At 31.8% G+C, this 20971-nt stretch carries 15 protein-coding genes; 9 read left to right on the top strand and 6 right to left on the bottom strand.

The features are described 5' to 3' along the window. The first annotated feature begins 101 nt into the window (after positions 1–101). The 4 genes from LNQ49_RS09975 (at position 102) to LNQ49_RS09960 (ending at position 6731) form a co-directional block, all read left to right on the top strand. The gene (locus LNQ49_RS09975; RefSeq protein WP_229988625.1) at positions 102–1511 is read left to right on the top strand and encodes a pyridoxal phosphate-dependent decarboxylase family protein; all 1410 of its coding nucleotides are present in this window, start codon (positions 102–104) and stop codon (positions 1509–1511) included. Positions 1512–1828: 317 nt separating this feature from the next. Continuing rightward, complete coding sequence (locus LNQ49_RS09970) at positions 1829–4174, top strand: TonB-dependent receptor (RefSeq protein WP_229988624.1); 2346 nt, start codon at positions 1829–1831, stop codon at positions 4172–4174. A gap of 43 nt (positions 4175–4217) precedes the next feature. Then, on the top strand, positions 4218–5459 hold the full coding sequence (locus LNQ49_RS09965) for a DUF4374 domain-containing protein (protein ID WP_229988623.1): 1242 nt from the start codon (positions 4218–4220) through the stop codon (positions 5457–5459). Positions 5460–5558: 99 nt separating this feature from the next. Continuing rightward, positions 5559–6731, top strand: coding sequence for a PepSY-associated TM helix domain-containing protein (locus LNQ49_RS09960; RefSeq protein WP_229988622.1), 1173 nt, complete (start codon positions 5559–5561; stop codon positions 6729–6731). Between the two features lie 305 nt (positions 6732–7036). On the opposite strand, the gene LNQ49_RS09955 is transcribed toward LNQ49_RS09960, so the two are convergent. Then, complete coding sequence (locus tag LNQ49_RS09955) at positions 7037–9151, bottom strand: TonB-dependent receptor domain-containing protein (protein WP_229988621.1); 2115 nt, start codon at positions 9149–9151, stop codon at positions 7037–7039. A gap of 570 nt (positions 9152–9721) precedes the next feature. Further along, positions 9722–10618 (bottom strand): gliding motility-associated ABC transporter ATP-binding subunit GldA, encoded by an 897-nt coding sequence (gldA, locus tag LNQ49_RS09950; RefSeq protein ID WP_229988620.1) that lies wholly within the window; start codon positions 10616–10618, stop codon positions 9722–9724. A 151-nt stretch (positions 10619–10769) separates the two neighbouring features. Between gldA and LNQ49_RS09945 the strand changes: the two genes are divergently transcribed. Next, positions 10770–11348 (top strand): outer membrane beta-barrel protein, encoded by a 579-nt coding sequence (locus LNQ49_RS09945; protein ID WP_229988619.1) that lies wholly within the window; start codon positions 10770–10772, stop codon positions 11346–11348. 152 nt (positions 11349–11500) lie between these two features. On the opposite strand, the gene metE is transcribed toward LNQ49_RS09945, so the two are convergent. Continuing rightward, positions 11501–13825 carry a 5-methyltetrahydropteroyltriglutamate--homocysteine S-methyltransferase gene (gene metE / locus LNQ49_RS09940; RefSeq protein WP_229988618.1) on the bottom strand — a complete coding sequence of 775 codons (2325 nt, stop codon included), beginning with the start codon at positions 13823–13825 and terminating at the stop codon, positions 11501–11503. A gap of 156 nt (positions 13826–13981) precedes the next feature. On the opposite strand from metE, the gene LNQ49_RS09935 reads away from it, so the two are divergent. Both LNQ49_RS09935 and LNQ49_RS09930 read left to right on the top strand, forming a co-directional pair. Continuing rightward, entirely contained in the window at positions 13982–14443 is a 462-nt protein-coding gene (locus LNQ49_RS09935; protein WP_229988616.1) for an Lrp/AsnC family transcriptional regulator, read from the top strand. A 103-nt stretch (positions 14444–14546) separates the two neighbouring features. Further along, positions 14547–15893, top strand: coding sequence for a deoxyguanosinetriphosphate triphosphohydrolase (locus LNQ49_RS09930; protein ID WP_229988614.1), 1347 nt, complete (start codon positions 14547–14549; stop codon positions 15891–15893). Here LNQ49_RS09930 and LNQ49_RS09925 read toward each other — a convergent pair whose 3' ends face one another. From LNQ49_RS09925 to LNQ49_RS09915, 3 genes are read right to left on the bottom strand one after another with little or no spacing between them, the layout of a single operon-like run. Beyond that, positions 15894–16889 carry a DUF3078 domain-containing protein gene (locus tag LNQ49_RS09925; RefSeq protein ID WP_229988613.1) on the bottom strand — a complete coding sequence of 332 codons (996 nt, stop codon included), beginning with the start codon at positions 16887–16889 and terminating at the stop codon, positions 15894–15896. A 39-nt stretch (positions 16890–16928) separates the two neighbouring features. After that, a complete protein-coding gene (locus tag LNQ49_RS09920; RefSeq protein WP_229988612.1) occupies positions 16929–18710 on the bottom strand; it encodes a 1-deoxy-D-xylulose-5-phosphate synthase in 1782 nt (593 codons plus the stop codon). A gap of 52 nt (positions 18711–18762) precedes the next feature. Then, positions 18763–19689: a hypothetical protein gene (locus LNQ49_RS09915; protein ID WP_229988611.1), complete on the bottom strand. Its 927-nt coding sequence runs from the start codon at positions 19687–19689 to the stop codon at positions 18763–18765. On the opposite strand from LNQ49_RS09915, the gene LNQ49_RS09910 reads away from it, so the two are divergent. Both LNQ49_RS09910 and LNQ49_RS09905 read left to right on the top strand, forming a co-directional pair. Continuing rightward, positions 19688–20131: a nucleoside deaminase gene (locus tag LNQ49_RS09910; RefSeq protein ID WP_229988610.1), complete on the top strand. Its 444-nt coding sequence runs from the start codon at positions 19688–19690 to the stop codon at positions 20129–20131. The two genes, LNQ49_RS09915 and LNQ49_RS09910, sit on opposite strands and share 2 nt — an antisense overlap. Positions 20132–20165: 34 nt before the next feature. Beyond that, positions 20166–20798, top strand: coding sequence for a hypothetical protein (locus LNQ49_RS09905; protein ID WP_229988609.1), 633 nt, complete (start codon positions 20166–20168; stop codon positions 20796–20798). Positions 20799–20971: the final 173 nt, after the last annotated feature.

Here is a 20971-nt window from a genome sequence, read left to right as displayed (position 1 = left end):
TTTCAATTTAAAATTATTTTATAATTCGCATTAATAGTATAATCTATTTACTGTTTTTGTGGAGAGAACGTTTCTATTAACTACATAAAAGAGTACTAAAAATGAATACAACGCTTCAACAAGATTTAAATGATATTGAAAATATACTTGACAAAATAAAACAACAAGGGGTAGAATTCTTGAATTCCCTAGATACTATTCCAACTTCAAATTCAAATACAATAACAACCAACAGAAGTCTAAATGAATCAGGTTTAGGTGCATTATCAGCATTGGAAGAATTTAATCAGCGATTGGCTCCTTTAATGATTGCATCACCGGGGCCAAGATATTGGGGATTTGTAACTGGTGGAAGTACACCAGCTTCAATTGTTGGTGATTGGTTAACGACTATTTATGACCAAAACACACAAGCAGTAAAAGCACAAGGCGGAGTTTCGGCTTTAATAGAAATTGAAACGATTAATTTATTACTACAATTATTAGATTTGCCAAAATCATTCCTTGGCGGATTTGTGACAGGCGCAACAATGTCTAATTTTACCTCTTTGGGAGTTGCGAGACAATGGTTCGGAAAGCAGCTAGGAAAGGACTTTGCTAAGAATGGAATATCTGAGCCCATCACAATTTTCTCTGCAACTCCACATTCATCTTCTATAAAGTGTCTAGCGATGCTAGGAATAGGAAGCCAGAATTTCATAAAGATAAAAACTCTTGAAGGTAATCGTGAAGCAATTGATATAGCCGATTTAGAAAAAAATATCGAAAGTTTAGACGGGAAGCCTTTTATTGTAATAACAAGTGCAGCAACAGTAAATACTGCAGATTTTGATGATTTTATTGCAATAAATAAATTAAAGGAGAAGTATAAATTCTGGTGGCATATAGACGCTGCTTTTGGAGGATTTGCAGCTTGTTCACCTAAATACAAACATTTGTTGAACGGATGGGAGAATGCGGATAGTATTACTATAGATTGCCACAAATGGCTAAATGTGCCTTACGAAAGTGCTTTTTATTTGATAAAAGAGGAACATAAGATATTACAGATAGAAACATTTCAAAATTCTAATGCACCTTATTTAGGAGATCCATTAGAAAATTTTAGTTTTCTGAATTTCTTACCCGAAAATTCACGAAGATTAAAAGCATTACCAGTTTGGTTTTCTTTATTGGCATACGGAAAAGAGGGATATCAGCATATAGTTGAGAATAGTGTTGATCTTGCATTGCAATTTGATGCTTTTATTACTAATAATGAGAATTTTGAATTATTAGCTCCAACGAGATTAAATAATGTGTGTTTTACATTATCAGGAGATCATAATCAGGACAAAGTAAATTTATTTTTAGTGCATCTTAACGATACTGGAAAAGTTTTTATGACGCCTACAGTTTATCAAAATCGCAAAGGAATTCGTGCTTCATTTGTAAATTGGAGAACCAATAAAGAAGATGTTGAAATAGTAATTGAGGAAATGAAAAAGACAATTTCGGAATTAAAAATTTAGATCAATATCATTGCAGACTCTTTTAAAAGTAGCCCGTTTAATTTTAAACGGGCTACTTTTTTATGTATTGGCAAGTTCTTATTAATGTGATTACTCTACTATTTTAATGAAATATTAGATTCACTTTGGAATTTTTTAAGTTTAAAATTTACAAAAAGTTTAAGAAATGTTCATTTTATTAAATAAAAACTATTATAAAAGTTAAATACTATACTTATTTAGAATAATTAAAAACAAGCTTGATTCTTTTATGTCTAACAGTTAATTTTGTCATAAATTAATTTACATATCTATTGTTCATTTTTAATTAAAAGTTAATGCGACTACATAAAATAGGAATTCTATTATTGGTTTTAATGACCACCATGCAGGTTTTTTCACAAAAAAATAAATCAACTATATCGGGAATTGTTTTGATAAGCAATCAGATGCCAGGGGAAGCAGTTTCGGTAGCTTTAAAGGGAACGGCGTATGCTACACTCACAAATAGCAAGGGAGAATATAAGATGAGTGCCGAACCAGGTAATTATATTCTTGTCGTTACTTACGTTGGTTACAAAACGACACATACTGCAATTACTTTAAAGCAAGGAGGTAAAATAGTTTCGGATATCACTATGCAGGAAGATATGGCTGCCTTGAATGAAGTAGCTGTAAAAGGAAAATCTAAAGTACAGCGAGTAAGAGAACAAGCTTATAATATTACGGCTGTCGATCTTAAAAAAACATACAATACTAATGCTGACTTAAACCAAGTTCTTAATAAAACGACAGGGGTACGTATTCGTGAATATGGAGGGATGGGATCGGCTTTTAATTTTTCATTAAACGGGTTCTCTGGTAATCAGGTTAAGTTCTTTTTAGACGGAATTCCTATGGATAGTTATGGTTCTTCGCTTACACTGAATAATATTCCTGTAAATATGGCTGAAAGAATTGATGTATACAAAGGGGTTGTTCCTATTGAACTGGGTGCAGATGCTTTAGGAGGTGCAGTTAATATTATAACTAATAAAAGTGTGAATAGATACATTGATGCCTCTTATAGTTATGGTTCATTTAATACACATAGAGCTGCAATAAACACAAGGTTTTCTGGTAAAGATGGATTTATTGCCAATATAAACGCTTTTACTAATTACTCAGATAATGATTATAAAGTTGATGTGAGTATTGTTGATAAAAATACTTCAAAATATTTACCAGAACAAAAGTACAAACACTTTCATGATGGTTATAAGTCGGGGACAATAATGGCAGAAGCTGGATTTAAGAATAAAAAATATGCCGATTATTTACTTGTTGGTTTTGGGATGTCTGGGAACAAAAAAGAAATTCAACAAGGTAAAACGATGGATAAAGTAGTTGGACAAGCTTTTACCGATAGTGAAAGTTTTATATCTTCTTTAAAATATAAAAAAGACAATCTTTTTACTAAAGGATTATCATTTAATTTTAATACTACTTACGCTTTGGTAAATAATCGTTCTGTAGATACTTCTTCAAGAGTTTATGATTGGTCGGGAAATTATACCTACAGACAATTTGCAGGAAATAACGACAGAGGAGAGTTGGCAGATAAAACAATATTTGTTTACGATGAAGAAAATTTACAAGCTGCTGCAAATTTAAGATATCAAATTCATGAACAGCATTCGGTAAGTTTAAATTATTCATATATAGGATATAGCCGAAAAGAAACTGATGAGTATAAAGAGAATCTCTCGCTCGGAAAACCTTCGATTAATAAAAATATTACTGGGATAGCTTATAATTTTAGTGGATTAGACAATAGGCTGGCAATTTCTGCATTTGGTAAAATCTTTACTTTAGATACAAAGATGATTACTAAAGACGAAACACTATCGTCGTCTTCAACTGATTATGGTTATGGTGCCACAGCTGCATATTATTTATTTGATAAATTACAAATAAAAGCTTCTTATGAACATGCGTATCGTTTGCCTTTGGGTGTAGAAATGTTAGGTGATGGATTAACGATAAATAGCAATATAGGTTTGCGACCAGAAAGCAGTGATAATGCCAATTTTGGACTTGCTTTTCTTACTCAAAAAAACAAACATCAGTTTAGTGCCGAAACCAGTTTAATTTATAGACAAGCTAAGGATTTCATACAAGAAAGACGAGTTGGTAATGCAAGTGTTAATGAGAATATTCAAAGTGTGCAAGTAACTGGTATTGATGGTGTTTTTCGATATGGATACGGTGATTTACTTACATTCGAAATAAACAGTACCTATCAAAAAAGTCTTAACAAAAATAAATTTAAATTAGGAACTACTATTCCAGATGAATTATATGATGCGCAATTACCTAACGTTCCCATTTTTTATGGTAATGCGGATTTAACTTTTAATTTTAAAAATATCAAGTACAAGCACGACCAATTTTCGGTAAATGTTAGTGCTAATTATATTGATGCTTTTTATTTGACTTGGCCAATATTAGGTGAACTAGAAACTAAAAAAGCAATCCCAGAGCAGTTTACTCAAAATGCAATGGTTTCCTATTCTTTTTTAAACGGCAAATACAATTTTGCTTTTGAATGTAGAAATATTACTGATGTAAAGGTGTATGACTATTTTAAAGTTCAGAAGCCAGGACGTGCTTTTTCAGTTAAGTTTAGATATTTTCTTCAATAAGTAATATTCAATTTTAATAATAACCCCTTAATAATTATAAATCATGATAAACAAATTTCAAAAAGGTTTTGCTTTAGCATTCCTATCGTTATCTATTTTTTCTTGTAGTAGTGATGATGCTGCCCCAAAAGACGAAACAGCTTTTACAGGTTCTAAGTACGTTGCTTCATATTGGTTAGCAGACTATACACAGTATATATTAGATTTTAATTCTATTGACCAATTAATGACAGGAGAAATAAGTGCAAAAGGTGTTGGTAAAGAACAAGGAGGGAGTTGCTTTCCTGTCGAGAATACATTTTTTGCTTTAAGTACTAGTGATGAAGGATCTGTGTCATTTTTTCTTAATGATGCAGGAAAGTTAACAGCAGGATCTAAGCTTGCTTTAGAATCATCTTATGCTGTTGGTTACACAGATGATAAAAAACTAATTAATATAGCAGCTACTTGGGATGGTAGTTCTTCTGATTGTGAATTAATGATTTACAATCCAGCAAAAGTTTCTATTGAAAACCGTAAGACTAACGATTTTAGTGTTACTCCTGGAGATAAAGATATATTGTATTGGCCAACTGGAGCAGCTGTTTCGGGAGATAGACTATTTGTGCCAGTTTACATGAAAAATGTTAAAGACAAAAAGAATGTAGTACTATCATCTGATGCAGTTATTAAAGTTTATAAATATCCTTCTTTGGAATATATAAATACTATTAAAGATACTAGAACAGCTGCTATTGGTATTTATTATGAGAATACTGGAATTGTACAAACTGGATCTGGAGATATCTATACATTTTCATCTAATGCACATGCTGGTGGTTATCCTCCTACTGCTGTTTCTTCAGGTATATTGCGTATTAAAAAAGGAGAAGACAAATTTGATGCAAATTATTTCTTTAATATTCAGGAAAGTTCTCTTGATGGAAAAGTGCTAGCAGCATATCCATTAGGAGGAGAAAAGGTTTTTATATCTTATATTCCTAATAATGTAGATTCAAAGGATACATATTATAATTTTTTGGGAACAAAAGCTATATTCAAATCTGCAATTCTTGATTTAGCAGCTAAAACAATTTTGCCAGTTACAGGATTACCTGATCATGGTGGAGATGAGTTTTTTGGGTTAGGCAGCATGTTTGTAGAAAATGGAAAAGCATATAAAAGTTTTGTAGTTGGTGATGTGGCTCGTGTTTATCAAATAGATATTGCAACAGGTACTGCCAAAGCTGGAGCCGTTATTAAAGAAGGACTTTACTTGCCTGCAATCGGAAAACTTACCCGATAAATTAATTATGATTTATGTGGCTTGAGGATTATAATGCCTCAAGCCATTTTATATGCCTTTTTTGCCCAAAAAAACTATTACCTATAAAATTATACTCCCATGACTACTATCAAAAGCCGTACAAATAAGCCACCAAATAAAGGAAAATCACGTTTTAGTAAAATCAATGCTTGGTTGCATTTATGGTTGGGACTTGCTTCGGGACTTGTTGTATTGATAATGGGGATTACAGGTTGTATTTTGGTTTTTGAACAAGAAATCAAACATGCAACATCACCTTGGTTAAATGTAGAAGCCCAAGAATCAGATAAAGTATTACCACCCTCTAAAATATATAAAGCAGTTAGTAAAGCATTGCCTAATAAAGAGATTCATGGTTTCTGGTATAATGGTTTAGATAAAACAATAAAAGTTGATGTAGAATCAGATTCTTTGATTTATGTAAATCCGTATAATGGAGCTATTACTGGAATGGTAGATCATGAAGATTTTTTTCACATTATGGATGAAGGACATCGCTATGTATGGTTAGGTCGTGATATTGGTTCGCAAGTAACAGCATGGGGAACCTTAATTTTCTTTTTCTTACTTATAAGTGGTCTTATACTTTGGTTTCCTAAAAAATGGAATAAAACTACTAGAAATGCTAGTTTTAAGATAAAATGGGATGCTAAATTCAAGCGCTTGAATTATGATCTGCACAATGTAATGGGATTTTACGCTATCATACTAGCAGTGCTTATTTCTTTTACAGGATTGGTGATGAGTTTTCAATGGATCAGAGCAAGCACGTACTGGATAAGTGGTGGTTGGGCTGATGGAAAAGATAAAAAAGAACAAGTTATTACTGCTGTAAAAGATACTTTATCTATAAAAGAAATAGATATGCTTGCTGCAGCCGATATTATTTGGAACAAAGTAAGAAAGGAAATTGCTAAAGAAAATAAAGAAGCAATTATCATTCACCTACCAGATGAACCAGAAGATGATTTTTATGCTTGTACAGACATGAATAAAGGGATTTGGAGGGATTTGTACTTTGATTCAAAAACATTGGAATTACAGCCAAATTCACAAAAATATATAGACAATGAGCGTTTCTCAAAATGGCTTATGCGATCCAATTATAGTCTTCACATTGGGGCTATTGGAGGAATACCAACTAAGATTCTATATTTTACGGCTAGTTTAATATGTGCCAGTTTACCAGTTACAGGTTTTTATATTTGGTGGGGTAGAAAGAAAAAAACAAAACCTGGAGTTAAAATTTAAGATTACTTTTTTTACATATTTTTAGTTAGTTAAAGTCTTTTGAAAGTATTCGTACTTTTCAAAAGACTTTTTTATGTTATAAACAGAATTCAATTAGTGTGATTTTATTGACTCTAGCTTAGCTTCTATTTAAGGATAATACTTAGCTAAAAGCACCCTTTTGATCCTTTATCATCTAGTTTGAAACACAGTTTAAAAAGACATGATTTGTTAATCAAAATAGTGATTGCGTTTACTGAGATAGCTATATAAAACAAAGAAAGCCCATGATTTCTCATGGGCTTTTATATTGTAATTATGTCTTTTTAGATTCTGTAAGTAAAAGAGATTGTTGCTACACGACTATCAAGGTTGTATCTTTTGTCTATGCTAGTTTGTCCGATAACCGAATTGATATTGTATTTATTAGTATTAAAAATATCAGTAACATTAAACTTTATACTGCCTTTATTAGCAAGAACTTGTTTTGACAATCCGATGCTGAAATCAAAGAAGCTATCTCTTTCATAAATCCCAACATTTGATTTTGATTGATACTGAGCATTAGCTTCAGCCTTCCAGCTATCAGTAATAGTAAATGAATTTTGAACATTTAAATTTAAGGTTACTATAGGATCAATTTTATTTGTATTAATCATGTTTCCTTCAAATTTATTTTCAAAAACATTCAACAATGTATTTACAGACCACCATTTATAGACTTCGGTAGTATTGGTTATGTTTACACCATAATTAAAAGATTTTTTAGCATTGATTTGTGACGTTACTGTTGTGTTATCTACTGGATTATAAACATATATTTCTGTGAAAACATTTTTAGTTTGGTTAAAATATACAGAAGCCATAAATGCACTTTTCCAAGAATACCCTATCTCTGTTGAATGAGTAATTTCTGGAATCAGATCAGGATTTCCTTGCGAATAATTAAATGAGTCATCGTAAAAACGGAAAGGATTTAAATCAAACTGACTTGGTCTGTTGATTCTCTTGCTGTAAGATGCGTGTACAGAATGATTCGTGTTCATTTCATATTTTAATGCTAGGCTAGGGAACCATTTTAAATAATCATCTTTGTGATTCTCATCTAATGTTTTTTGGTTAATATCAATTGCAGTGTATTCGGTTCTTATTCCACCTTGAATGCTAAGATTTTCTAGTTTGTATTTGTAGTTAGCGTAGGCAGCATAAATCTGTTCGTCATATACAAAATGATTTGTTGAATTAAGATCAACAATCCATTCGTTATTATAATATTCATAAACAGAAGGGTTGTCATTATTTTTTACACTTGCTTTAAACCCCCATTCTAGAGTTTGTTTCTCTTTTATTGGATTTGTAAAATCTACTTTTCCAGTGAAAACTTTTAGATGAGAAGGTATATAACCTCTTCGGTCATTTATTGGAGTACTAGGAATTAAATTGTAGGCGCTTTGAAATTGATTAGATCTAAATTTTGAGGTTTCATATTCAAAATCAAAGGTCATATTTTTACCTTCAGTATTAAATTTGTGAACTCCTGAAAGAGCATAGGTGTAATCAAACCACTTTTCTTTACTGTCATTGTATGTTAAAGCATTAAATTCTAATTGATTTAAGTTATTAAATAAAGAATTTCCACCGTTGGCAATATTTTGATAGCGACCAATTTTTGCGTCAAGCGAAACTTCTAAATTTGTTTTAGAAGAAACTTCATAAGACGTTCCAATTTTAAAATTATTGGATGTAAGAGGTTCGTTTGTTGTCGAGTATTGGTGGTTCGTTGTAGCGACTTCTTGTCTATTACTATCTTTGAATTGAATTTGTTCAAATTTTTTACGTTCCTCTTCTCCTCTAAAGGTATAGCTGTAATTACCATAAACACCAAATTTGTCTTTGTTGTAGCTTAAATTCATTCCAGAGTTGGTTCTGTTTTTTCTACCTCTTCCATAACTAGAGAATACGGTTCCTTTTATTCCAGACGTACTTGGCTTTTTTAATATAATATTAATCATTCCAGCTTTACCAGTGGCATCATATTTAGAAGATGGATTAGTAATAACTTCTATTTGTTTTATATTGGATGAGGTTGTCGATTTCAAATAGTTTGCGAGTTCTTTCTGCGAAAGCTGTGTTAATTTGCCATTTATCATTACGCCAACACCTTGTTGCCCTCTAATAGATAATTCTCCGTCCTGAGACACCACAACGCCAGGAGCACGCATTAATACATCTAGTGCAGTTCCTCCTTCAGCTACAATGCTGTTCTCTACGTTAAAAACCATGCGATCTGATTTTTGGGTATAAAGAACTTTCTTTTTTACAATTATGATTTCATCTAATGCATTTATTGATGTTTCGATAATACTATCTTTTTCTTTCTCAGTTTGTGCCGAGGCATAAACAGAAAATGCAAGCATAATGGATGTTATAATATTTTTCATATTATTTGTTTTAATTTATGGGAATAATAAAATGGCTTTTGAATTAAGCCTAAAATGTATAGTTGCTCTATAATGTATCTTGTTTTAAAGAGATAGAATTCGGAATAAGAAAATGGAATCTTTAATTGGAACGAAAATCATTTTAATGATTACATCAGAGTAATTTTTTTGAAGATAAAATGTGCTGTTTAAAAGCGCAGGGGAGATGATTTTTGATGGGTAAAATAAAAACATGATTGTGTATTATTTATAAATTTTAAACTTCAAATATAATACTATTTGTAACAAGTCTAAATAAAAATAATTCAAAATTTCATTGTAGATGATAACCCTCTAGTAATTAGAAGCTACGGAGTTTTAAATAAGGCTTAAATGGTATTGTTGGGTTTGTTTTTTAGGCTAATTTTAAGAAGGAATCAAGAGATAATATCTGTAAAAATATGGTTTGAGGAGGTATCGTTAAATGAAAAACTCCAATTCATTCTATAAAATGAATTGGAGTTTTTATAAGTAACTGTTGAAATGTAAAATGTAAACTGAGATTGTAAACTAAATACGGAGACAGTTGACTTATTTAGTGATTTCTCTAAATACAGCTTCTAAGTTTTTATTTTTTTGATTGAGCTGTAATGTTTTTAATCCATTGGCAGTTGCAAAATCAAAAATAGCAGGTCGCATATCTTTTTCAGTAACAAATGTCAGTTCCCAAATCATGTCATGAGTATTTTTATATGAACTAATGTTTTCTAGTTTGGCAAGTAACTGTTCTTCTACCTGATAATCAAACTCAACTTCGATAACTTGTTCCTTATCTTCAGAAATTAATTTATCAAGTTTCTTGTCAGTAACGATTTTTCCGTTGTTAATAATAATAACTCTGTCACAAATAGCTTCAACTTCTTGCATAATGTGAGTAGATAAAAAAACAGTTTTGTCTTTACCTACATTCTTAATAACATTTCTAATTTCTATTAACTGGTTGGGATCTAGACCAGTTGTTGGTTCATCAAGAATTAAAACATCAGGATTATGCAATAATGCATTTGCCAATCCTACACGCTGACGATATCCTTTAGACAACTGTCCTATTTTTTTATGACTTTCAGCTGACAGGCCTGTCAGTTGAATGACTTCTTCAATTCTTGATTTTGTCACATGATAAACATCGGCATTAAAAGCCAAATACTCACGAACATACAAATCTAAATACAGTGGATTGTGTTCTGGTAAATAGCCAATAGATAGTTGTACTGCTTTAGCGTTTGTCATGACATCATGACTATTTACAAGTGCTGAACCACTATCGGCAAGTAAATAAGTAGTCAAAATTTTCATTAGAGTAGATTTTCCTGCTCCATTTGGACCAAGAAATCCAACAATTTCTCCCTTTTTAATCGAAAACGAAATTTCGTCTAAAGCTTTTTGAGTACCGTAACTTTTTGATATGCTGTTTACTTCTATTGACATGGCTTTTTTATTTGTTGCAAAAGTAAACAGAAATCCGATTGATTACTAAAAATTGTCTTTCAAAGAATTCTTAAAATAAATATAAATTATCAGTAATGACGGCATTGTTATTGTTAAATCGAATCTGAATTTTTAAAAACAAACAAACAAAATGAAAAAATTTTTACTTATTGCTACATTAGCTATCTGTAGCTTTGCAAATGCTCAAAAAGGATCAATCTTAGTTGGTGGAAACATTGATTACACTTCTAAAACTACAGATTTCCAAGGTGTTGAAAGAAAACAAAGCGAATTTGGTTTTTCTCCTAAAGTAGGTTACCAATTTAATGATAATTGGACTGTTGGAGGTGAATTTAGTGTATCTTCTTCTAAAGATGATCAAGGAATGACTGAATACAAAACTAATGCTTTCAAATTAGGAGCTTTTGTACGTTATTCAGTGCCATTAAGCTCAACTTTTTCTGTTTTTGCTGATATGGGTGCAGGTTTCAAAAATCAAACAGATAAGTCATATACTGGAAATCTTTCTACAAAAGCAAAAGCTGATGGTATGTATGTTGGTGTTACACCAGCTCTTTTCATTAACATGAAAAATGGTTTTGGTTTAAACTTTAGTATTGGAGGTTTAGGATACGAAACATTAAGTTATGATAATAACGGAAGAGATATTAATGAATTTTATTTCAATTTCGGTAGAACTGCTAGCATTGGAATTTCTAAGAATTTCTAATCTTAGATTAGTTTTCAATTTAAAAGCACCCCATTGGGGTGCTTTTTTATTTTTTAGCAAATAATACAGTTTTAATGCCAACTAAAGTGAAGCCGGAATAAATCATAACTACAAGATTTTCGATTTCACTTGTTGGCAATAAAAAACAAAAATTATAGGCTTACTTCGGTTTCAACAGTTGCTCTCATTTCTTGAGCTGCAGCAACCATTTCGATTAGTGCTTTTTTAGTTTCATCCCAATGACGCGTTTTTAAGCCACAATCAGGATTAACCCAAAGTTGATTTACCGGAATAACAGCCGAAGCTTTCTCAAGTAGCTTTACCATCTCTTTGCTAGAAGGAACGCGAGGAGAGTGAATGTCGTAAACTCCAGGACCAATTTCATTAGGATATTTAAAATCGGCAAAAGCATCTAGTAATTCCATTTGTGAACGCGAACATTCGATAGTGATTACATCAGCATCCATATCGGCGATATTTTGGATGATATCATTAAATTCACTGTAACACATATGGGTGTGGATTTGTGTATCGTCTTTAACACCACTAGCCGAAATACGGAATGCTTTTACAGCCCAATCTAAGTAAGTTGCCCATTCTTCCTTACGCAATGGTAATCCTTCACGAATAGCAGGTTCATCAATTTGGATTATTTTAATTCCAGCATTTTCTAAATCGACTACTTCATCTCTTATAGCCAAAGCAATTTGAGTACAAGTTTGAGAACGTGGTTGATCGTTACGTACAAACGACCATTGCAAGATTGTTACAGGACCAGTTAACATTCCTTTTAACCATTTTGGAGTTAGCGATTGTGCATACTCAGACCATTTTACAGTCATTGGTTTTGGTCTAGAAACATCTCCATAAATTACAGGAGGTTTTACACAACGGCTACCATAACTTTGTACCCAGCCATTTTTGGTGAATGTAAATCCGTCTAATTGCTCACCAAAATATTCGACCATGTCGTTGCGCTCAAATTCACCATGAACAAGAACGTCAATTCCAGTTTCTTCTTGAAAACGAATCGTTTCTTCGGTTTCTTTCTTTATTAAATCGTCGTATTGTTGTTGGGATAAATCCCCTTTTTTAAATTTTGCTCTCCAACTACGAACCTCAGGAGTTTGCGGAAACGAACCGATTGTTGTTGTTGGGAACAAAGGAAGGTTTAATGCATCTATTTGCTTTTTACGACGAATAGCAAAAGTGTTTTTACGTTTGTCATCATTAGTAGCAATGTTTGCTACACGATTTTTAACCGATTCGTTATGAATAAGCTTGGATGTTTTTCTGTTTTCATTTGCCAAAGTGTTTTCTGCAAAACGAATAGAGTTTGTAGTGTCTATTTCTTTAGCAGCAAACTGTTTTAATAAAACAACTTCTTGTATTTTCTGTTTAGCAAAAGCCAACCATTGTTTGATTTCGGGAGTAAGAGTCTCGTTGTTTGTTTCCAATTCTAAATCGCATGGACTGTGAATTAATGAACAAGAAGGAGCAATTAATATTCTGTTTTTGCCAAGAGCAGTTACAGCCTTCTCGATAATTGGCAATGAATTTTTAAAGTCGTTTTTCCAGATGTTTCTTCCGTCTACTAAACCAAGAGAAAGATTTACATTTGGTAATAATTGATTAGATTCTAAAATATCATCTAATTGTAATGGACAGCGAACTAAATCTAAATGTAGTGTATCAACTGGTAGTGCCAATACTGTAGCTAGGTTTTCTCCAAAACAGTCAAAATAATTAGCGAGAATGATTTTAATGTTGGGAAAACGTTTGTTGATTTCAGTGTATACTTTCGTGTAAGTAGCTCGTTCTTTATCAGTCAAATTCAAAGCCAAGAAAGGTTCGTCTAGTTGGATGTAAGTTGCATTTTCGGCTTCTAATTTTTTGAAAATTTCAAAATATACAGGAAGTAATGAATCAATAAGATCGATTCTATGAAAGCCTTCTTCTTTTTCTTTTCCTAAAAGTAAGTATGAGATAGGCCCTATAAGTACTGGTTTTGTGGTAATACCTAAATCATTGGCTTCCTTAAATTCATTGATTATTTTTTCTGAAAATAAAGTAAACTTTTGGTTTTTGGTAAATTCAGGAACGATATAATGGTAGTTTGTATCAAACCATTTTGTCATTTCCATGGCAACAACATCTTGTTCGTTTTTTTGAGAACCTCTTGCCATTGCAAAATATAAATCAATAGAAGAGTTTGTTCTTGTAAAATCAGTATAACGTTCAGGAATTGCCCCCAAAGTTAATGTTAGATCTAAAACTTGGTCATAAAATGAGAAATCATTCGATGGGATTAAATCGATGCCAGATTCAGCTTGTAATTGCCAGTTTTCTTGACGAATGTTTTTTCCAACTGCCAAAAGTTCTTCAACCGAAATTTTTCCAGCCCAGTATAATTCACTAGCTTTTTTTAATTCTCTGTTACTGCCGATTCGAGGATAACCTAAATTATTTGTTTTCATTTTGTTTCAGTATTTTTTACTGAACAAATTTATTGTATTGGTTTTTAAAACTTATATTTGGCTTATATTTAAGTAAATAAACTTAATTAAGTTGATTTTTGAAGATTATAATACTGACGAATCCTTTTAAAACGAACCTTAGCCGTAAAAATTACTATGGAAAATCTAGATAAAACAGATTTAGAGATCTTGAAACACCTTCAGGAGAACTCAAATATCAATACAAAAGACTTGGCAAGCAAATTATTTCTTACTGTTACACCAGTTTATGAACGCATAAAACGATTGGAAAGAGATGGGTATATTACAAAATATGTAGCATTACTTGATAAGAAAAAGATGAATAGGGGGATGATTGTCTTTTGTAATGTTCGATTAAAAGAACATGCAAAAAACGTGGGAAGTAATTTTGTAAAAGACATTGTTGCACTTCCAGAAATTATCGAATGCTATAATATTGCCGGAGATTATGACTTTATGCTAAAGATTTTAGTTCAGGACATGACTAGTTATCAGGATTTTGTAATGAATAAATTGTCTACCATTGAGAACATAGGTAATACAAATAGTATTTTTGTAATGGGAGAAATAAAACACAGTACAGCATTGACATTTTAGGTTCTGTTGGATATTTTGCAAAGACGATGAATTACAAAACGAGTTTTTCTTTAAAACATATCTATTTCTGTATCTTTGAAAACAAATTTGGAAAAAAATTACAATGAACTGGGAACAACTTTTATCACTCAAACGCCAAGGCGATACTAGCAAAAGATTACGTGTAGAACAAGATGATACGCGATTGGGATTTGAAGTAGATTACGACCGAATAATATTTTCAGCAGCGTTTAGAAGTCTACAAGATAAAACTCAAGTAATTCCACTTTCAAAAACAGATTTTGTACATACTCGTTTAACACATAGTTTAGAGGTTTCAGTAGTAGGACGTTCAATAGGACGCTTAGTAGGGAAAAAAATAATCGAAAAATATCCATATCTAAAAGAAATTCATGGGTATCATATGAACGATTTTGGAGCCATAGTTGCAGCAGCTTCTCTGGCACATGATATTGGGAATCCACCTTTTGGACATTCAGGAGAAAAAGCAATTGGAGAATATTTCTCAATAGGAAATGGACAAAAATACAAAAAGCATTTATCTGAAAAAGAATGGCAAGATTTAATAGATTTTGAAGGTAATGCTAACGGATTTTCTGTTTTAACAGCAAGTCGTCCAGGAATAGAGGGAGGTTTAAGGATTTCATACGCTACATTAGGAGCATTCATGAAATACCCAAAAGAAAGTTTGCCTAAAAAACCAACCAAAAATATAGCGGATAAAAAATACGGTTTCTTCCAGACAGATAAAGACTTCTTTAATAAAGTGGCTGTTGATATGGGAATGCTATCTAATAAATCAGGAGATGATATTGGTTTCGAAAGACATCCTCTAGCATATTTAGTAGAAGCAGCAGATGATATTTGTTATACTATTATTGATTTTGAAGATGGAATAAATCTTGGATTAGTTTCAGAGGATTATGCTTTGGAATACTTGATTAAACTTGTAAAAGATAATATTGGTGTTGCCAAATATAAAACACTGACCACTAAAGAAGATCGAATTAGTTATTTACGTGCTTTAGCAATTGGAAGTTTAATAAATGATGCAGTTAAAGTTTTTATTGACAATGAAGAAGCTATTCTTGCAGGGAAATTCCCGTATGCATTGATGGATAAAAGTCAGTATAAAGCCCAAATGAATGATATTATAAACTTGAGTGTTCAAAATATATATCAAAGCCGTGAAGTGATTGAAAAAGAAATAGTTGGTTATCAAATCATTCAGACACTTTTGGATAAATTTATAACTGCCTTTAATAATAAATACAACGGTGAGACATCAAACTACGATACTTTAATTCTAAAAATGCTACCAGAAAAGCATCATTTAGAAAAAGAAGGATTGTATGAAAGATTGTTGCATATATGCCATTATGTTTCATTGTTAACCGATGGAAATGCATTGGAATTGTATGAAACTATAAACGGAAGAAAAACAACTTAGTTAGAAGGCATATACAACACCAACTCCTAGAACTTGTTTTAATTGTGCTTTAGGTCCTTGGGTAACTTGTGCACCATCGACTTCTTTTTTAGATTTAATGTCGTCGTCATAAACAAAATGTACACCAACGTTAGCTTTCACATATTGATTTACAACTAAGTCTAAACGAGTGTCATAGTCGATGTCGACATTTCCGAATCTATTGAGGTAATCGGTATATAAGCTTAGACGGTTTTCGAAAAATATATTTTTGAAAATTTCATTTTTCGTGTATGCAGTTAATAAAATACCAAATTCAGCTTTTATTTTCTGACCATTTTCAATTAGAATCTTATTGTTAGGATCTAGAGGGTCTTCAATATAAGTGGCTTTTCTAACACCAAAAGCTCCTTGGTTTGCCAAAGTTTGGTCTAATACCAATGTGGTTTTTAAAGTAATTGGTGAGAAATAAAAAGTACGATTTCTTTGTTTATTAGCATTCTCAGCTCCTGCTCCTAAGAACACATAAGCTGGAGCAAAGAGTTTGGAAATAGGAATATCAGTATTTGGATAAGAATATCCATTAGTGAATTGTGAATTTAAATTAAATTTTGCTGAATAATACCAATTTGAAAGTGTATCTCTTCTGAAACCATAAGTGGAGTTAAATTGAAAAGCATCATCAGTTTTACGTAATTCAATTCCATCTTGTTTATTTAAACCATATTTCAAAAGAAGTTCATTTGCCCATTTATGATTGTCTTTTGTGTATACTCTTGAAAATTCCCCTTTAAACAGCCCTGAAATAGAGCTGGTACCTCCGGCACTCCAGTTAACAAAAGCAATTTGAGTAATGTCAAAACCTAATTTATTTTTTTTAGCCCAATTAGATTGTGTGTCTGGTAATTGAGTTTGAATTACTGGCGTTAATTGAGTTTGAATTAAAGATTTCTGGGCGAAATTTTTAGATGAACAAAATAAAAAAAATATTAAAATAGGTAAATGGTATAATTTCATTATGGCACTTTTTGTTTTGGGTCCGCAAAATAATTATTTTTAACCAAGAGAAAAAAGATTTTCTAAACTTTTAACGTCAATATTACATAATTGTTGTAATTCGGTAACAGTTCCATGTTCAATAAAAGCGTCAGGAACCCCCAATGTTTTTATTTTAGCATTGTAATTATGAAGGGCAGAAAACTCTAAAATTGCAGTTCCAAAGCCACCATTTATTACCCCATCTTCAATAGTAATTATGTTTTTAAATTTTTCAAAAATAGAATGTAATAATTTGTCATCTAATGGTTTGATGAATGGGAAATCATAGTGAGCAATAGTACTTGGATTATTGCTATTTTGCAATGCAGTTATCACATTATTTCCAATTGTTCCAGAAGATAAAACTGCAGTTAGACTACCGTCTTTAAGACAAGTTGCAGCTCCAATTTCGATTGTAGCATAATTCTTAAAATAATTCTTTTGCCAATCAGTAATTACGCCACGTCCTCTAGGATATCGAATCGCAATTGAATGGTTTAATCCTAATTGTGCAGTATACAAAATGTTTTGTAATGCTATTTCGTTTAGTGGAGCATAAATTATCATGTTAGGGATACAACGCAAATAAGCGATATCAAAAACACCATGGTGAGTTGCACCATCTTCTCCAACCAGACCAGCTCTGTCAAGGCAAAATATAACTGGTAAATCTTGTAAAGCTACATCATGTATAACTTGGTCATACGCACGTTGTAAAAAAGTAGAGTAGATATTGCAATACACAATCATTCCTTGAGTAGCCATTCCAGCTGCAAGTGTTACTGCATGCTGTTCAGCAATACCCACATCAAAGGCGCGTTTAGGAAAAGCATCCATCATAAATTTGAGAGAACTTCCTGAGGGCATTGCAGGTGTAATACCAACAATTTTCTCATTCTTCTGCGCTAAATCTAAAATGGTTAATCCAAAAACATCTTGATATTTCGGAGGAAGATTGTCCTCGATTTTAGGAATGATTTCACCAGTCGAAGCATCAAATTTCCCAGGAGCATGATATTGAACCTGATTTTCTTCGGCTTGCAGTAATCCTTTTCCTTTGGTTGTTACGATGTGAAGGAATTTTGGTCCTTTTGTGTTTTTTAATCGTTTTAATTCTTTTATCAAAGCAAAAAGATCATGGCCATCAATAGGTCCCGAATAATCAAAATTCAATGATTTAATCATATTATTTTTCTTCGGGTTTTTTCCTTCTTTTACAGCAGTAAGATATTTTTTAAGAGCACCGACACTTGGGTCTATTCCGATAGCATTGTCATTAAGAATAACCAATAAATTAGCATCGGTTACCCCAGCATGATTTAAACCTTCAAAAGCCATTCCCGATGCAATCGATGCATCGCCAATTACAGCAATATGATGTTTGTCGAAATCTCCTTTTAAGTTAGATGCAATTGCCATTCCCAATGCTGCCGATATAGAGGTAGAGGAATGACCTACGCCAAAGGTATCATATATACTTTCGGCTCTTTTAGGGAAGCCTGAAATACCATGAAGTTGACGGTTAGTATGAAAGTTTTCTCTTCTTTCAGTCAATATTTTATGCCCGTAAGCTTGATGTCCAACATCCCAAACCAATAAATCATCAGGAGTGTTAAATACGTAATGCAATGCAATAGTAAGTTCAGTAACACCAAGACTAGCGCCTAAGTGACCTTCTTTTACAGAAACAATATCAATGATGAAATCACGTAATTCCTGAGCAACTTGAGGAAGTTGTGTTTCTTGTAACAGACGTAGATCGGCTGGATTATTTATAGTTGAAAGTAAATTGTTTTTCATTTTTGAGTAAAAAACAAATTTACGGTTTTAAATTTAAATTTTATCTGAGATCTCATTCCAATACAACTGGTAAGGAATATTGCATTCTTATTTTTTTTCCATTAGATTCTCCCGGCTGCCATTTTGGTGATAAGTTTAAAACTCTAATGATTTCATTTTCTATTGTTTTATCAATAGCAGGTACTGATTCAATATATGACAAAGTTCCGTTTTTTTCTACTGCAAAGGAGATTCTAATTTTTAGATTTTTGGCATTTGTATTTTCCGGTGCTTTAAATTCATTTCCAAAAAAGGTGTAAAATGGATCAATACCTCCAGGGAATTCTGCATTTGTCTGCAATACTGCACCTGTAGTAAATACGGAATCATCTTCTTTAATTTTATTTGAAGATTGTTTTTTATCTTTAGTGGTTTCGACACGATTTATAGGAGATGGTTTTACAAATTTAACCTGATTGTTTTTTGGAGGTGGTGGAGGCGGAATCTGAGTTGATTCATTTCCACTAACTTTAATTTTTCCAACCATAATTTTTTCCTGAGTTGAGGAATTACCGACAATTTCTACTTTATTTATTTTTTTCTTATCTCCATTTTTATCTTGGCAGCTAAACAATGTAGTTCCCATAGCGATAAACAAAGCTAATAAAAACATTTTGTGATAATGTGTTTGTGAATAAAGTACGAGACTTGGAATTTGAATGGTTGTCGTGTCTAATTGAGAATTTTTAAATCTCCCACAAACACTTTTGTTCTGATTTGCAGCAAAAAAATGTTGAATTTCATTAGGCAGCATTTTTGTGAAGTCGACTACAGTTTTTGTACAGCTCGAACAGAATCTTCCATTGTCTTTTGGAGTCATTTCGTCCCAGTTTTCATGGCAGGGTTCTGGAATCGTTATTTTATGTTTTGTCTCCATAATTTTTATATCAAAAAATAAATGTAATAATAAATAGTTACTAAAACTGTATTTTTGTTTCATGATAGATATTTTTACTGACGAGTATTTTATGAAAAAGGCTTTACAAGAAGCCGAAATGGCATTTGATAAAGATGAAATTCCTGTTGGAGCTATTATTGTAATTGATAATAAAGTAATTGCAAGAAGTCATAATTTAACCGAATTGTTAAATGATGTTACAGCTCATGCCGAAATGCAAGCTATAACTGCAGCAGCTAATTTTTTAGGCGGAAAATATCTAAAAGATTGTACGCTTTATGTAACGCTGGAACCTTGCCAGATGTGTGCAGGTGCTTTATATTGGAGTCAGATTTCTAAAATTGTTTTTGGAGCTAGTGATGAACACCGAGGTTACGAAAAAATGGGAACCCAACTGCATCCTAAAACAGTTGTTGTTCGTGGAGTAATGGCAAATGAAGCAGCAGATCTTATGAAGCGTTTTTTTGCAAAAAGAAGGAAGTAGTTTTGTTCCTATTTTGCTCTTGTAAATAATTACTATGAATGATTTTTCAATAATAAAAAAACTATTTCACATTGTAGAACCTAATGGTTTTACTAATGATGAGATTCAAATTGTCAAAGATATCTTTGGGGAACTTCCACAGGTATTTATTGATTATTATACCGAATTGGGGAAAATTCAAAGTTTAAATCAAACACAAGATTTATTAATTATTCCTGAGCGTTTTCAATATTATAAGCATAATAATTATTTGATATTTTATTCTGAAAATCAGAAGGCTTGTGTTTGGGGAATTCATAAAGATGATTTGTCAAAACCGAATCCTCCGGTTTTTATGAGTACTGATGAAAAAGAATGGAACTTAGAAACGGAAACTTTAATGGATTTCTTTACTGCAATGGCTTTTCTTCAGGCTAGTTATGCGCTGGAATTTACATGCGATTCATTTTCTGAATTAGAACAACATGAGTTGAATTTTATTAGTAAAAATTTCAAAAACAAAGGTATTTCATTAAAGCAATGGCTTGAAGGAATAAGCTTTTATGGTAATTATGATGATGATGTAATTGTGATTATGAGTAATTATCAATTGTTTTATTCTGCAAACACAAAAGAGCATTTTATAGAAATGGATAAAGTTTTGTCTAAACTAGGAACAGAGTTTTAGAATAAAGATGTTTTTTAAACTAGAAACTTCTCGAGATTATGTATTTATTCGCTGGGTTGTTGTAAATCAAATTTTGGATTTAATGAAGCGTTTTTTTGCAAAAAGGAGGAAATAATTTAAACAACTGGGTTTTCTTTTAGAAGTAATTAAAATTTACAGTACTTTTATTACAT

The organism is Flavobacterium pisciphilum (assembly GCF_020905345.1).
Lineage (GTDB): Bacteria > Bacteroidota > Bacteroidia > Flavobacteriales > Flavobacteriaceae > Flavobacterium > Flavobacterium pisciphilum.
Note: the sequence above shows the minus strand (reverse complement) of the source record. Positions and strands in the feature narration are given on the sequence as shown.